This is a genomic window from Sporosarcina sp. P1 (assembly GCF_002743155.1).
Lineage (GTDB): Bacteria > Bacillota > Bacilli > Bacillales_A > Planococcaceae > Sporosarcina > Sporosarcina ureae_B.
The window spans coordinates 12,422-27,051 of record NZ_PDYS01000017.1 but is presented as its reverse complement, the minus strand read 5'-3'; the positions used below and the strand labels follow the sequence as shown (position 1 = coordinate 27,051).

Sequence of the window (14,630 nt, the reverse complement as noted above, 5' to 3'; positions counted from 1 at the left end):
TTGCAATTTGTATTCCATTGCATATATAATTACTAAAAGGTATCAGGGGTGAGAGAGATGAATAATAACAACTCATATGCTGAATTTTTGAAAGCGGTAGGTAGTAATAGCACTTCTCTCCAAGCAGAAAAGCTGCTGAACGAAATCTATTGGGATCTGTTTCTACAACACATTCATTGGGAACAAACACAATCGCGAATCATGCTATTGATTGACGATGCGCTAGATCAAAATGACAAAGAAGCATTCGACCTGTATACACAACAATTACTCGACATGTCACAAGAACATGGATATGAACTTAAAACCAACTAATTTAATTTATTCATAGACACTGCTAGGGAAAAATCCTGGCAGTGTTTTTTATTGTATAGAATGTCCTAGCTGTAAGTTTCTTTCCCAAAGTACAAGGGTACAATAAAGTACATAGAGAGTTAGCTTAAAACGTACGTTCGTTATTTCTTTAGAAAAAACAGTAGTTGTGGTAAAATAGAAGGACAGGTGTTTAAGAAGAGGAGTGGAACCATTTGAACGAAACATTTCAATTGCAAGCACCATATACGCCGCAAGGAGATCAGCCAAAAGCGATCAACAGCCTTGTTAACGGCATAAAAGAAGGCAAGAAACATCAAACATTACTTGGTGCAACGGGAACGGGTAAAACATTTACTGTTTCTAATGTACTGACGGAGATCAATAAACCTACACTGGTCATCGCCCACAATAAAACGTTGGCTGGTCAATTATATAGCGAGTTCAAAGAGTTTTTCCCAGATAATGCAGTAGAATACTTTGTCAGCTTCTATGACTTTTATCAACCGGAAGCGTATGTACCGCAAACCGATACTTTCATTGAAAAAGATTCATCGATCAATGATGAAATCGATAAACTTCGCCACTCCGCAACGAGTGCTTTATTCGAACGAAATGATGTATTAATTGTGGCATCCGTTTCGTGTATTTACGGTCTGGGTTCACCAGAAGAATATAATGACATGGTTTTTTCATTGCGCAAGGGAATGGAAATACCGCGTAATCAACTTTTGCGTACGCTAGTGGATATTCAGTACGAACGCAATGATATTAATTTCACACGTGGGACGTTCCGTGTGAGAGGCGATGTAGTCGAAGTCTTCCCGGTGGCACGTGACGAGCGTTGTATACGTCTCGAGTTTTTCGGAGATGAAATTGAACGAATCCGTGAAGTGGATGCCTTAACGGGTGAAGTCATCGGTGATCGTGATCACGTAGCTATTTTCCCTGGATCTCACTTCGTTACACGCGAAGAAAAGCTATTAAAAGCGATTGAGAATATTGAAATAGAATTGGAAGAACAGCTGAAATATTTACGTGATAACGATAAGTTATTGGAAGCGCAACGCTTGGAACAACGGACGCGCTATGATTTAGAAATGATGCGGGAGATGGGCTTCTGTTCCGGTATTGAGAACTATTCTAGGCATTTGACGTTGCGTGAAGCAGGTGCAACTCCCTATACGTTGCTGGATTATTTCCCTGACGACTTTTTGATTGTCGTAGATGAGAGTCACGTATCGTTGCCACAGATTCGCGGTATGTACAATGGAGACCAAGCGCGTAAAAAGGTATTGGTGGAGCATGGTTTCCGCTTGCCGTCCGCATTGGACAACCGTCCATTAATGTTCGAAGAATTTGAAAAACATATTCGACAGGCGATGTATATTTCAGCCACTCCAGGCCCTTATGAAATTGAGCATACAGACGTGATGGTAGAACAGATTATACGTCCTACAGGATTACTCGATCCAATCATTGAAGTGCGTCCAATTGAGGGACAAATTGATAACTTATTGGATGAAATACATCTTCGAATCGAGCGAAATGAACGTGTCTTGATTACAACTCTCACGAAAAAAATGTCAGAAGATTTGACGGATTATTTAAAAGATATTGGGATTAAAGTGCAGTATCTCCATTCGGACGTCAAGACATTGGAACGGACAGAAATTATTCGTGAGTTGCGTGTCGGAACGTATGACGTACTGATCGGAATCAACTTGCTGCGTGAAGGCATCGATATCCCAGAAGTTTCATTAGTCACGATTTTGGATGCGGATAAAGAAGGATTCTTGCGTTCGGAACGTGCGTTGATCCAGACAATTGGTCGTGCAGCACGTAACTCAGAAGGACGCGTCATTATGTACGCGGATAAAATAACAGATTCTATGAGGAAAGCTATTGATGAAACGGAACGTCGTCGTGAAATTCAGATAGCTTATAATGAAAAACATGGTATAACGCCAACGACAATTGTCAAACCGATACGTGAATTGATTCGTGCCACTCAAGTGGCTGAAGAAACGGAATCGTATTTGCAAAAGGTGACGAACGGCAAGAAGTTATCGAAAGACGAGAAAGGCTTATTGCTAACCAAATTGGAAAAGGAAATGAAAGATGCAGCAAAAGCTTTGGACTTCGAAAGAGCTGCAGAGTTACGCGATACCGTACTAGAACTGAAAGCAGAAAGGTAGAGTCCGCATGAAAAATAAAGAACTTGTAATACAGGGAGCGAGAGCAAACAACCTGAGGGACATTACCGTGAAGATACCACGCGATAAACTAGTAGTGCTTACGGGTCTATCGGGGTCTGGAAAATCCTCATTGGCTTTTGATACGATCTACGCGGAAGGACAGCGCCGCTATGTGGAATCATTATCCGCATATGCGCGTCAGTTCCTTGGACAAATGGATAAACCAGACGTGGATTCAATAGAAGGACTGTCGCCCGCTATTTCCATTGATCAAAAGACAACGAGTAAAAATCCGCGGTCTACTGTAGGAACGGTGACAGAAATCTATGACTACTTGCGTTTATTATATGCGAGAGTTGGGAAGCCACATTGTCCGTACCATGGCATTGAAATTTCTACGCAGACGATTCAACAGATGGTGGATCGTGTAGTTCAGTTGCCTGAGCGTACGCGAATTCAAATTTTGGCTCCTATTATTTCAGAACGTAAAGGGACGCATGCTAAATTATTTGAAGATATCAAAAGACAAGGGTATGTGCGTGTTCGGGTCAACGGTGAAACGATTGATTTAGATGATAATATAGAGCTAGATAAAAATAAAAAACATACGATTGAAATCGTCATCGATCGAATTGTCATGAAAGAAGGCGTTGAAACACGTTTAAGTGACTCATTGGAATCTGCCTTGCGATTAGCCGACGGTAATGTTCTGGTCGATGTAATCGGTGAAGAAGAACTGTTTTTCAGTGAACACCACGCGTGTCCTATTTGTGGATTCTCTATTGGCGAACTGGAGCCGCGCATGTTTTCATTCAACAGTCCATTTGGCGCTTGTCCCGAATGTGACGGACTTGGTATGAAACTTGAAGTCGATCCAGACTTAGTCATCCCAAATAGTGACCTAACGCTAAAAGAACATGCTATTGCACCATGGGAGCCAACGAGTTCACAATATTATCCAGAACTTCTTAAGACGATTGCGAAGCACTACAAAATCCCGATGGATGTACCGGTTAGTGAATTAGCTGACTCGGACATTGAAAAACTGATGTTAGGATCGAAAAAAGAGAAGATTCGCTTCCGCTATACAAATGAATTCGGTAATACCCGCGATAGTGATATTTATTTCGAAGGTGTTTTGCGCAACGTTGAACGTCGTTATCATGAGACATCATCAGACTATATCCGCGAGCAGATGGGTAAATATATGACGGAAAAGTCATGTCCTACTTGTACAGGCTACCGCTTAAAGCCTGAATCACTATCGGTGTTAGTGAATGGACAGCATATCGGGAAAATAACAGAACGCTCGATTGTTGAAACAACCAAATTTTTCGAGGAACTAATTCTTTCTGAAAAAGACACGCAAATCGCAGATATGATCCTAAAAGAAATCCAAGAGCGTTTAGGTTTCTTGGTAAACGTCGGTCTTGACTATCTGAATCTATCTCGTTCAGCGGGAACATTATCTGGCGGAGAGGCACAACGAATTCGTTTAGCTACACAAATTGGATCACGTTTGACGGGTGTTCTATATATACTGGATGAACCTTCCATTGGGCTTCACCAGCGTGATAATGACAGATTGATTGGCACGCTCCAAAGTATGCGAGATATCGGAAATACGTTGATTGTCGTAGAACATGATGAAGACACGATGATGGCTGCAGACTATTTAATTGATATCGGTCCTGGCGCTGGTGTAGCAGGAGGAGAAGTGGTAGCTGCAGGTACTCCCGCGAAAGTTATGAAAAACAAGAAATCGCTGACTGGACAATATTTAAGCGGAAAGAAATTTATTCCACTTCCGATTGAACGAAGATCACGTGATGAGCGAAGCATTATCGTCAAAGGTGCTTCAGAGAACAACTTGAAGCATATTGATGCAGAATTTCCTCTCGGCCAATTTATCGCAGTCACTGGAGTATCCGGTTCAGGTAAGAGTACGTTGGTCAATGATATTTTGCATAAAACTTTGGCTCAGAAATTGAATCGATCCAAACAACGACCTGGAAAATTCGATAGTATCAGTGGTGTGGAACATTTGGAGAAGATTATCGATATCGATCAATCACCAATCGGTCGTACACCACGGTCCAATCCCGCTACGTATACAGGCGTCTTTGACGATATACGTGATGTTTTTGCAATGACGAATGAAGCGAAAGTCCGTGGCTATAAAAAAGGTCGCTTTAGTTTCAATGTCAAGGGTGGACGGTGTGAAGCATGCCGCGGAGATGGAATCATCAAAATCGAAATGCATTTCCTTCCGGATGTATATGTACCGTGCGAAGTATGTCACGGCAAACGATATAACCGGGAAACACTGGAAGTAAAGTATAAAGGAAAGAATATTGCGGATGTATTGGCGATGACAGTGGAATATGCAGTGGTGTTTTTCGAGAATATCCCGAAAATTCATCGTAAATTGCAGACGATTGTTGATGTAGGTTTAGGTTATGTTCAATTAGGTCAACCTGCAACGACATTGTCGGGTGGGGAAGCCCAACGTGTGAAATTGGCTTCCGAACTGCATAAACGTTCCACAGGTAAATCGTTTTATATTTTGGACGAGCCGACAACAGGTTTGCATGTACATGACATTGCCAAGTTACTTGAAGTTCTTCAACGTCTAGTTGATGGGGGGAACACAGTTCTCGTTATTGAACATAATTTAGATGTCATTAAGACAGTCGATTATATAATTGATATCGGTCCGGAAGGCGGAGACAAAGGCGGAGAAATTGTGGCAACGGGGACACCCGAAGCGATAGCAGAAGTCAAAGAGTCCTACACGGGTAAATATTTGAAGACCATCTTAGAAAGAGATCGAAATCGGATGAAAGAACAAATAAAAAAAGTAGTAAAGAAATAGAAAATGAAACTTTTGTTCCGCAGAACCGTATAAATAGATAGCTACTGAAAAGATTGGTCAAAACGAGGAGGAATCAGGAAATGCAAAATGAACGCATACGAATACTAACGATGCTTGAAGAAGGTAAAATCACAGCAGATGAAGCATTGAAGTTACTGGAAGCCATGGGTAAAGAATCTGAAAAAGCAACAGCAGAAGAGAGCTCATCAGCTGATGCTTTCTTCGAAGATATCCGCAAAGAATTCGTCACGGCAGGTGACCGTTTCATGCGATTTATGGATACGGCAGTACACCGCGTGAAAGAATTCGATTTCGAAGCACCATTCAGCAAATCTGTCTCCTTTACACATACTGAAAGTAAATCGGTAGAAGATGTTGAAGAAATCATCATCCATATCGATCATGGTACTGTAGAAGTTCATCCTTCAGACAATGATGAGATCATGGCGAAGTTCTCTGTAAAGCATTTTAATCATGATTCTGAAGAAGGTGCACTTAGCCAGTTCCTTGAAAAGTTATTGTTCGTAAAAGACGGTAATAAGTTGCGCATCGGAAGCGACTTGAAGATGTTACAAGTGAATGTCGATCTATACGTACCGACTTCAACACCGTATAGTAAACTCTCTGTACGTTTGTTGAACGGTGGATGTTCAGTAGAAGGCGTGGATTTTAAAGATCTACGTATTAGAACGGCAAATGGCAAAATTGAATGTGCAGATATCAAATTCGATGAAGCAGAGCTAGAAACCGCAAACGGTCTGGTACGTTTGTTAAAAGTTACTGGCGAAAAGCTAGAAGCCGAAACATTAAATGGTCGAGTTTATGTAGATGGCGCGGTAAATGATGTAGATGCAAAATCTCTAAACGGAAACGTGACATTGACGACGTCATCTGCTGATGCAAGAAGATTAGAAGCCAAGTCTATCAGCGGTACGGTTGAAATTTACTTCCCATCCACTGTAGGTCTAAAGGGAGAGATTTCATCCAACATGGGTAAGCTAGACTTACAGTTGAAGGACGTATCACGTGTGGAAGAACAGGAACAATTCTTGCACCGTACGATCCGCTTCAGCAAGAATGTTGAGGATGCAATGAAAGAACCGTTGCACGTTACTGGTGAGTCCAAGACGGGAACTGTGATGGTTCGCTATAACACGGTCGATATGGATTGATAGCTTAATGAAACACCTGCATTGCCATTTTTGGCGGTGCAGGTGTTTTTGTGTGTTTGGTTTGCATGTAAAGTGGATAATAGCTCGTGCGCTCATTATATTGGTCTAAGCGCTCTATGTTCTTGCGTAAGCGCTCTATGAAGACAACTACTCGCTCAATCCTGTTCTGTACTCGCTCATACTTACGCGATAACCGCTCTATCATACCCCATATCCGCTCATGGCCCCCTCATCGAGAAGGCAATAGCTCGTGCGCTCATTATATTGGTCTAAGCGCTCATTGTTCTTGCGTAAGCGCTCTATGAAGACAACTACCCGCTCAATCCTGTTCTTTACCCGCTCATACTTACGCGATAACCGCTCTATCATAACTCCTATCCGCTCATTGCCTCCTCATAGAGAAGACAATAGCTCGTGCGCTCATTATATTGGTCTAAGCGCTCTATGAAGACAGCTACCCGCTCAATCCTGTTCTGTACCCGCTCATACTTACGCGATATCCGCTCTATCATACCCCATATCCGCTCATTGCCCCTCGTCGAGAAGACAATCGCTCGTGCGCTCATTATATTGGTCTAAGTGCTCATTGTTCTTGCGTAAGCGCTCTATCAAGACAGCTACCCGCTCAATCCTGATCCGTACCCGCTCATACTTACGCGGTAACCGCTCTATCATACCCCATATCCGCTCATTGCCCCACGTCACCCTCACCCCCACAATTCATCTCCCATACTCCCAACACAACACCCCAAAAGCTATAGCTCGTGCGCATTGGAGTTGATACGTTTTACTTTGCAATAGAGTAGCCTCTGTCTGGTTCGACATGAAACCACACTCTACTAAAATCGCCGGCATATTTGTGTCACGCAGGACCGCGAAATCTGCTTTCTTCACGCCGCGGTCGGGACGCTGGCAAGCAGATATTAAAGCTTTTTGCACTGCAGAGGCAAGCACTGCGGAACTTTTGCTTGCTTGCGGATAAATATACGTTTCAATCCCTTGTGCCGTATTCCAACCATTGCCGAAAGCATTTGCGTGAATCGAGACAAACGCATTCGCTCTCATACGGTTAGCTGAAGCCGTTCGTTCGCCTAGTGGTACGTCGCGTGTAGACGCATGTGTATATTTTACTGTTATGCCCTCTTTCGTTAAAAACTCTCCGACAAGTACAGCTACAGCTGCATTAAAATCGTATTCACGAAGTTTTCCATCAGGCGTTCTTTTGCCGGGTGTATCTGGTCCGTGACCCGCATCAAGAATGATTAGTGTCAATTCTGTCCACTCTCCTTTATCCTCTATATAGAGAAGACTTTTGAAAAGGATACAAAAAGAGAATGTAGATCAAGAAGTAATCCATTTCTTTTCAATTCCTTCATGGTAAAATAGGTTTGAATGATGTGTACATAAGCGCAAGAAACGATGATTCGGCAAAAGACTGCCGGTATACGTACATCGTAGCAGAAAGTGAGGAACTTCATGGGTGAATTAACAGTAGAAGATATTATGAACCGATTTGGATTGGAATTGATCGCTGGACACGCGGGCATTCATAAGCAGATCCTAATGAGTGATATTTCACGGCCGGGGCTTGAGATGGCTGGCTATTTTGATTATTATCCTGCCGAACGTGTGCAGTTGATCGGGCGTAAGGAGATGTCCTTCCTTGAAACATTGTCAGCCATTACGCGAAGAAAGCGTTTAGAGCGACTTTGTTCGGGTGATACGCCGGCATTCATTATTGCTCATGGCGAAGAAGGTCCAAAAGAATTGAGCCAATTAGCAGAAGAGAAAAACATTCCTGTTCTCCGGACGGATTATAAGACTACACAGTTTTCCGGAATGCTGACGAATTACTTGGTCGGACAACTCGCTCCGATGACGACGGTTCATGGTGTGCTAGTCGATGTGTATGGTGTAGGTGTTTTAATAACAGGAGGTAGTGGAGTAGGAAAAAGTGAAACGGCGTTAGAGCTTATTAAAAAAGGGCATAGACTAGTAGCGGATGACTCTGTTGAGATTCGTCAAGTATCCGATAACATCTTAATCGGAACGTCACCGAAACTGTTGAAGCATATGCTAGAAATTCGCGGTGTCGGTATTATCGATTTGATGACGTTGTTTGGTGCGAGTTCCGTGAAAGACGATAAGCGTGTACTGTTAGCGGTCGACTTAGAGATTTGGGACGATAATAAGCATTATGATCGTCTTGGTATCGATGAAGAGAAGGTAGAAATACTGGATTCGCAAATTACGAAACTATCCGTTCCCGTTAGACCAGGGCGGAATATCGCGGTTATCATTGAAGTAGCGGCGATGGATTATCGAATGAAACGTCTTGGAATTAATGCGGCAGAGGAATTTACCAAGCGTTTGGATCAAGCAATCGCAGACAATGCGGAACTATTAGAAGAAGAGGAGCGCGACTAAGTGAATGTATCTATGCTAGCGATTAACCCAGTCGCGATCAGTATTGGCAGCTTAGAAGTTCGCTGGTACGGTATTTTGATCGCGCTTGGAATTATTTTAGGGTTTATGGTAGTTCAACGAGAAATGCTGAAGCGGGGAATGCACCCTGACTTACTAACGGACATGCTTATTTGGGCGATTCCCATTTCAATTATCAGTGCACGAATTTACTATGTTATTTTCACATGGGATTATTATCGTGATCATCCAGAACAAATCATTCAAATTTGGAATGGTGGAATTGCCATCCACGGTGCGTTGATCGGTGCGGTCATTACAGCAGTGATTTTCTGTAGGAAGCGTGGGGTATCTTTCTGGAAAGTTGCAGATATTACAGCACCTGGTTTATTGATTGGGCAAATTATCGGACGTTGGGGGAACTTCATGAATCAGGAAGCTCATGGAGGACCAGTTTCAGAAGCGTTCAAAGAAAATACGGTGATTCCTGATTGGATTATGAATCAAATGACGATTGAGGGTATAACGTATCACCCGACATTCTTATATGAGTCGTTATGGAATGTGGTCGGACTCATTTTGATTTTAATTATCCGAAGAATGGTGAAGATAAAACGCGGTGAAGTATTCTTGTTTTACATCATCTGGTATTCGATCGGCAGATTCTTCATCGAAGGGATGCGGACGGATAGTCTCTATGTCATCGGAAGTTTGCGTGCAGCACAGTTAGTATCTGTAACGGGAATTATCGTAGGTATTATCATCTTGTTGTATCGTAGATATGTAATGAAAGTGAAAGAGAACTATGATGACAAATCAAAATAAAATCGCATTATCCAATACGTTGAAAAATGGTTTGCAAGTTGGATTCAAAACGACATGGTCACTCGGTAAGATCATCTTTCCTATTACTTTGCTTGTAACCATTTTGCAGTTTACGCCTATCTTGCCTTGGCTTGTGCAATTGGTTGAACCGATTATGCATCTTTTTGGCTTGCGTGGTGAAGCAGCTGTGCCCATCGTGCTTGGCAATGCATTAAACTTATACGCTGGAATTGCCGGTATCATTTCATTAGAATTAACGGTTAAAGAAGTGTTCATCATTGCTGTTATGATCAGTTTTGCGCATAATCTGTTCATTGAAACGGCCGTCGCTATAAAAGTAGGCGTCAAACTATGGACAGTACTTGTCGTGCGACTTGGATTGGCTGTGTTGGCTGGAGTGCTGATCAATTTATTCTGGACGGGCGGCAATGAAATCGCGCAATATGGTCTAACGCCACAAGCGGAAGTGGTACCGGAAGGCTTTGTGCAGATTTTCTTGCTTGGACTTGAAAAGGCAGCATTTGGTGTCTTGCAGCTGGCATTGATCGTCATTCCATTAATGTTGTTTGTGCAGTATGTGAAAGACCGTAATTATTTAGAGCGTTTTTCTACTGGCTTGGCACCGTTCACAAAAATGATTGGTGTGAAACCCAATGCGTCGATGACACTCGTTGCGGGATTATTAATTGGTTTGGCATACGGTGCAGGCGTCATGATTCAGGCAGTGCGAGAAGATGGTGTGTCAAAACGAGATATTACATTAGCCTTTATTTTCTTGATGGCATGTCATGCGGTGATTGAGGATACACTGTTATTTCTGCCACTCGGTATACCGATTTGGCCATTATTGATAATACGGCTTGTGACCGCCATTGTACTGACGATTACAGTGAGTATTTTATGGAAGCAGCCGAGAGAGAAGGGGGAAGCCGTTATTGACTAATCAACCGATTACTACACTACTATTTGATTTTGACGGAACGCTTGCAGATACAAATGAGTTAATACTCTCTTCTTTCGAGTATGTATTGGAAAAACATTTCCCTGGACGTTTCCAACGAGAAGAGATGCTACCGTTTATCGGACCTACATTACATGATACATTTTCTTCGATTGCACCTGATATGACAGACCAATTGGTAGAAGAATACCGTGAATGGAATTTGGCTCATCACGACGATTATGTAACTGAATTCGAAGGTGTGACAGATACGCTTCGTAAATTATATGATCTAGGTTTGAAGATGGCAGTCGTTTCTACAAAGAAGCGCGATATGGTAGAAAGAGGGATCAACCTTCTAGGTATCGCACCTTATTTTGAGACGGTGATTGGACTGGATGATATAACGAATCCTAAACCGGATCCAGAGCCGATTTTACTAGCATTGAGCCGTCTTGATCGGACAGCTGAAGAGTCACTCATGATCGGGGATAACTTCCACGATATACTCGGTGGACAAAATGCGGGAACACGAACTGCGGCAGTTGCATGGGCGTTAAAAGGGGAAGAATATTTGCAGACATTCAAACCTGACTTCATGTTGCAACATATGTCCGACTTACTTAAAATCACTGCGGGAATTAAGCTATGAGACGCACAGAGCGGCATCCTTCCAAAGGAGATGCAAATTCACTTTGGCATATTTACCGTACGGTCTCGATTTTTAAAGTAGCTAAGAATTTTATCGTCATCCAAATTGCGCGATATACGCCGTTTGTTTCATGGAAAAACGTTCTTTATCGAACGTTCTTGCGGATGAAAGTCGGAAAACATACCGCTTTTGCGCTGATGGTTGTACCGGATGTCATGTTTCCGGAACGAATCTCCGTTGGTGAAAACTCCATAATTGGGTTTAATACGACGATTTTAGCGCATGAATATTTGATAGATGAATACCGTATTGGAGACGTGGATATAGGTAATAATGTACTGATTGGAGCCAATACAACAATTTTACCGGGTGTTAAAATTGGTGATGGTGCCATTGTTTCTGCTGCATCACTCGTCAATAAGGATATTCCGGCAGGTACATTTGCTGGCGGTAATCCAGTGCGTATCATATATACAGCCGAACAAATGGTGGAACGTGCAGCACGTGAAAGCAAATGAATGACGGATCATGTAGTTGTGATATACTAGAGGATACATTGCAGGGGGACGTCAAGTACGTTCCTCTTACTTTTTCGGAGGAGTTCGATTGAAAAACAACCAACGTTTTATAAAAGATAAAATTATATCATTCCTTCCTGACGGTGATTTTTATCGTAAACGCGCGATGCAAGCTATGCAGCGTGAACAATTTTCGGATGCGGAAAAATATTATAAACGTGCATTGGATTTGAATCCAGATGACGCACTGACACATATGGAATACGGTGTGTTTATAATGGAAGTCGGCCGCTTTGAAGATGCCTATGAACTTCTACAAACAGCTGATGACCTGGATCCAAACAATGAAGAGACGACTTTCTATTTAGCGGAAGTTCATGCACATCTCGGTCTACTGCGTGAAGCGAAGCAGTATGCATTGAAATATGTTGCTATAGCACCAGATGGCGTATTTGTGGAAGAAGCCCATGAAATCTCTGAATTCGCGGATCAAGAAGAAATGTTCGTTGAAGAAGGCGAACAGCTCGATGGGGAAGTCATATTTCGGCAAGAAAAAGCGCGTCGCATGATGGAGCAAGGGGATTTTGAAGACGCCATTGAAGTGCTTGAGGATTTATTAGTGGATTATCCAAAAACGTGGGCGGTTCATAATAATTTGGCTCTTGCGTATTTTTATATTGGTAAAGAGAAACATGCGGAAGATATTCTGTACAATGTCTTACGTGAAGAAAAAGGCAATATCCATGCGCTGTGTAACTTGGCGGTGTTCTTTTATTACAATCGGGATGAAAAGCGTCTGAATAGTATGATGGAGCTGTTGTCGAAGATCAAACCCTATCAATTCGAACAGCGCTATAAATTAGGTGCGACATTTGCGTTGACAGGTCGTTATGAAGAAGCGTACCACTGGCTTCGTAGTCTGCAAAAACGCGGATTTGAAGGAGATGTCGGATACTACTTCTGGCTAGCTAATGCTGCATATTTTACGGGTCACCGAAAAGTCGCGGAACAGGCAAATGAAGCCTTGTTGAAATTGGACCCTACCAAAGAAGGATTCGAACCTTGGAAGTCATTGGATGAAGAATTGGACATAGATTCTTACGAAGAGGATGTTCCGTTCTTGATCGAAAAGATTTCGAACCCTTATCGCAGTGAGCGAATGTTCGGTTTGTATTTAGTAGGAAAGTCGTCACACTTACAGGAAATCCTTTCACATCCCGGCTATATAGATGTTGAAAAATTGACTGCTGCGGAACAATTGTTTTTAGCACACAGCCTGAACTATTCATTCAAAGTGACTAATCCATTTGAAAAAGCTTTGAAAAAAGCGCTGGCTATTTGTGATCTATTGTATGAAGAATATAAACCGCTTGATGAGCGAAGTGTACAATTCTTTCAAATGTGGTTCACGCTATGTGAAAATGCGCTTGAACAGAAATATATGTTCAGTAATGTGCAAGCAATTGCTGCTGCTGCAGATTATATGTTCCAATCTTCACATGACGAAAAAGTGACAAAGAAGTCTATAGCTGAAAACTATAGTGTATCCGTTACAACGCTATCCAAGTATATTCAGGAACTGCTTCAATTTCTGCCTTATACAAAAGAATAACTACTTGTAGATGTTGCATTTAAGTTGAAATTCGAGTGTAATTCTCGTACGATTTTATATAGCGATAGTTTTATCTGCCAGTCAGATGAAATCTTTGGTGAAGTGAATGACACCAAAGGGTGCATATTTTGAAGGAGGAAAACTACAATGACGACGGAAGAAAAGGTTTATGATGTAATCATCGTTGGAGCAGGGCCGGCAGGGATGACAGCGGCTGTTTATACATCACGTGGAAATATGTCTACACTGATGTTAGAAAGAGGCGTACCAGGCGGTCAAATGGCCAACACAGAAGAAATAGAGAACTATCCTGGATTTGAAAGTATTTTAGGTCCGGACATCTCGACAAAAATGTTCGATCATGCGAAACGTTTCGGAGCTGAATATGCTTACGGTGACGTAACGAAAATCGAAGACGGCCGCGAATTCAAAACAATTTATGTAGGCGAGAAACAATATAAAGCACGTGCAATCATCTTGGCAACGGGTGCAGAATACCGCAAGATGGGCGTGCCAGGTGAGGAAGAATTGACTGGTCGTGGCGTGAGTTATTGTGCGGTATGTGACGGCGCATTCTTCCGTAATAAAGAGATCGTCGTAATTGGCGGCGGTGACTCTGCAGTAGAAGAAGGTTCATACTTAACACGTTTTGCTAACAAAGTGACAATCATCCACCGTCGCGATACATTGCGTGCGCAAAAAATCGTACAAGAGCGTGCATTCGCAAATGAGAAGATTGATTTCATTTGGAATTCAACAGTTAAGCAAGTGAATGAAAAAGACGGCAAGATCGGTTCTATAACGCTAGTCTCTACTGAAGACGGTTCAGAACGCGAAATGGAAACGGAAGGTATGTTCGTTTATATCGGACTAGATCCTATAACAGAGCCTTTCAAAGATCTTGGCATTTTGGATGAAAACGGCTATATTGAAACGAATGATATTATGGAAACAAAAATTCCGGGTATTTTTGCTGCGGGCGATGTGCGTGAGAAATTATTACGCCAAGTCGTGACGGCTACAGGAGACGGAAGTATTGCAGCTCAAGCAGCTCAGAAGTATATCGAAGAGTTGATGGAAGAAGTAGAAGCAAAGGCGTAAA

General features: G+C 42.3%; 12 protein-coding genes. 11 read left to right on the top strand and 1 reads right to left on the bottom strand.

Features of this window, described 5'->3' with window-relative positions; translation table 11 throughout:
• The first annotated feature begins 57 nt into the window (after positions 1-57).
• From CSV73_RS13670 to CSV73_RS13655, 4 genes are all read left to right on the top strand, one after another.
• On the top strand, positions 58-315 hold the full coding sequence (locus tag CSV73_RS13670) for an IDEAL domain-containing protein (protein WP_085131595.1): 258 nt from the start codon (positions 58-60) through the stop codon (positions 313-315).
• A gap of 212 nt (positions 316-527) precedes the next feature.
• Positions 528-2,510, top strand: coding sequence for an excinuclease ABC subunit UvrB (uvrB, locus tag CSV73_RS13665; RefSeq protein WP_085131594.1), 1,983 nt, complete (start codon positions 528-530; stop codon positions 2,508-2,510).
• 7 nt (positions 2,511-2,517) lie between these two features.
• Positions 2,518-5,385 (top strand): excinuclease ABC subunit UvrA, encoded by a 2,868-nt coding sequence (gene uvrA, locus CSV73_RS13660; protein WP_085131593.1) that lies wholly within the window; start codon positions 2,518-2,520, stop codon positions 5,383-5,385.
• A gap of 80 nt (positions 5,386-5,465) precedes the next feature.
• Complete coding sequence (locus tag CSV73_RS13655; protein ID WP_099627870.1) at positions 5,466-6,557, top strand: DUF4097 family beta strand repeat-containing protein; 1,092 nt, start codon at positions 5,466-5,468, stop codon at positions 6,555-6,557.
• A 720-nt stretch (positions 6,558-7,277) separates the two neighbouring features.
• On the opposite strand, the gene CSV73_RS13645 is transcribed toward CSV73_RS13655, so the two are convergent.
• A complete protein-coding gene (locus CSV73_RS13645; protein WP_099627868.1) occupies positions 7,278-7,829 on the bottom strand; it encodes an N-acetylmuramoyl-L-alanine amidase in 552 nt (183 codons plus the stop codon).
• A 204-nt stretch (positions 7,830-8,033) separates the two neighbouring features.
• On the opposite strand from CSV73_RS13645, the gene hprK reads away from it, so the two are divergent.
• The 7 genes from hprK to trxB all read left to right on the top strand — a co-directional run bounded on the left by hprK (position 8,034) and on the right by trxB (position 14,629).
• Positions 8,034-8,984, top strand: a complete 951-nt coding sequence (gene hprK / locus CSV73_RS13640; protein ID WP_085131591.1) for an HPr(Ser) kinase/phosphatase — start codon at positions 8,034-8,036, stop codon at positions 8,982-8,984.
• Positions 8,985-9,806 carry a prolipoprotein diacylglyceryl transferase gene (lgt, locus tag CSV73_RS13635; RefSeq protein WP_232319220.1) on the top strand — a complete coding sequence of 274 codons (822 nt, stop codon included), beginning with the start codon at positions 8,985-8,987 and terminating at the stop codon, positions 9,804-9,806.
• Entirely contained in the window at positions 9,790-10,749 is a 960-nt protein-coding gene (locus CSV73_RS13630; RefSeq protein WP_085131590.1) for a nucleoside recognition domain-containing protein, read from the top strand. The genes lgt and CSV73_RS13630 overlap by 17 nt, the downstream gene beginning before the upstream one ends.
• A complete protein-coding gene (gene ppaX / locus CSV73_RS13625) occupies positions 10,742-11,398 on the top strand; it encodes a pyrophosphatase PpaX (protein ID WP_085131589.1) in 657 nt (218 codons plus the stop codon). Before CSV73_RS13630 ends, ppaX begins: the two co-directional genes overlap by 8 nt.
• The gene (locus CSV73_RS13620; protein ID WP_085131588.1) at positions 11,395-11,916 is read left to right on the top strand and encodes an acyltransferase; all 522 of its coding nucleotides are present in this window, start codon (positions 11,395-11,397) and stop codon (positions 11,914-11,916) included. The genes ppaX and CSV73_RS13620 overlap by 4 nt, the downstream gene beginning before the upstream one ends.
• A gap of 88 nt (positions 11,917-12,004) precedes the next feature.
• A complete protein-coding gene (locus CSV73_RS13615) occupies positions 12,005-13,528 on the top strand; it encodes a tetratricopeptide repeat protein (protein WP_085131587.1) in 1,524 nt (507 codons plus the stop codon).
• A gap of 147 nt (positions 13,529-13,675) precedes the next feature.
• Entirely contained in the window at positions 13,676-14,629 is a 954-nt protein-coding gene (gene trxB, locus CSV73_RS13610; RefSeq protein WP_085131586.1) for a thioredoxin-disulfide reductase, read from the top strand.
• Position 14,630 lies beyond the last annotated feature (1 nt).

Excerpts from the sequence above, each read along its gene's own strand:
- CSV73_RS13670 (WP_085131595.1), top strand. The coding sequence starts at position 58 with ATGAATAATAACAACTCATATGCTGAATTTTTGAAAGCGGTAGGTAGT.
- uvrA (WP_085131593.1), top strand. The coding sequence starts at position 2,518 with ATGAAAAATAAAGAACTTGTAATACAGGGAGCGAGAGCAAACAACCTG.
- CSV73_RS13655 (WP_099627870.1), top strand. The coding sequence starts at position 5,466 with ATGCAAAATGAACGCATACGAATACTAACGATGCTTGAAGAAGGTAAA.
- hprK (WP_085131591.1), top strand. The coding sequence starts at position 8,034 with ATGGGTGAATTAACAGTAGAAGATATTATGAACCGATTTGGATTGGAA.
- CSV73_RS13630 (WP_085131590.1), top strand. The coding sequence starts at position 9,790 with ATGACAAATCAAAATAAAATCGCATTATCCAATACGTTGAAAAATGGT.
- CSV73_RS13620 (WP_085131588.1), top strand. The coding sequence starts at position 11,395 with ATGAGACGCACAGAGCGGCATCCTTCCAAAGGAGATGCAAATTCACTT.
- trxB (WP_085131586.1), top strand. The coding sequence starts at position 13,676 with ATGACGACGGAAGAAAAGGTTTATGATGTAATCATCGTTGGAGCAGGG.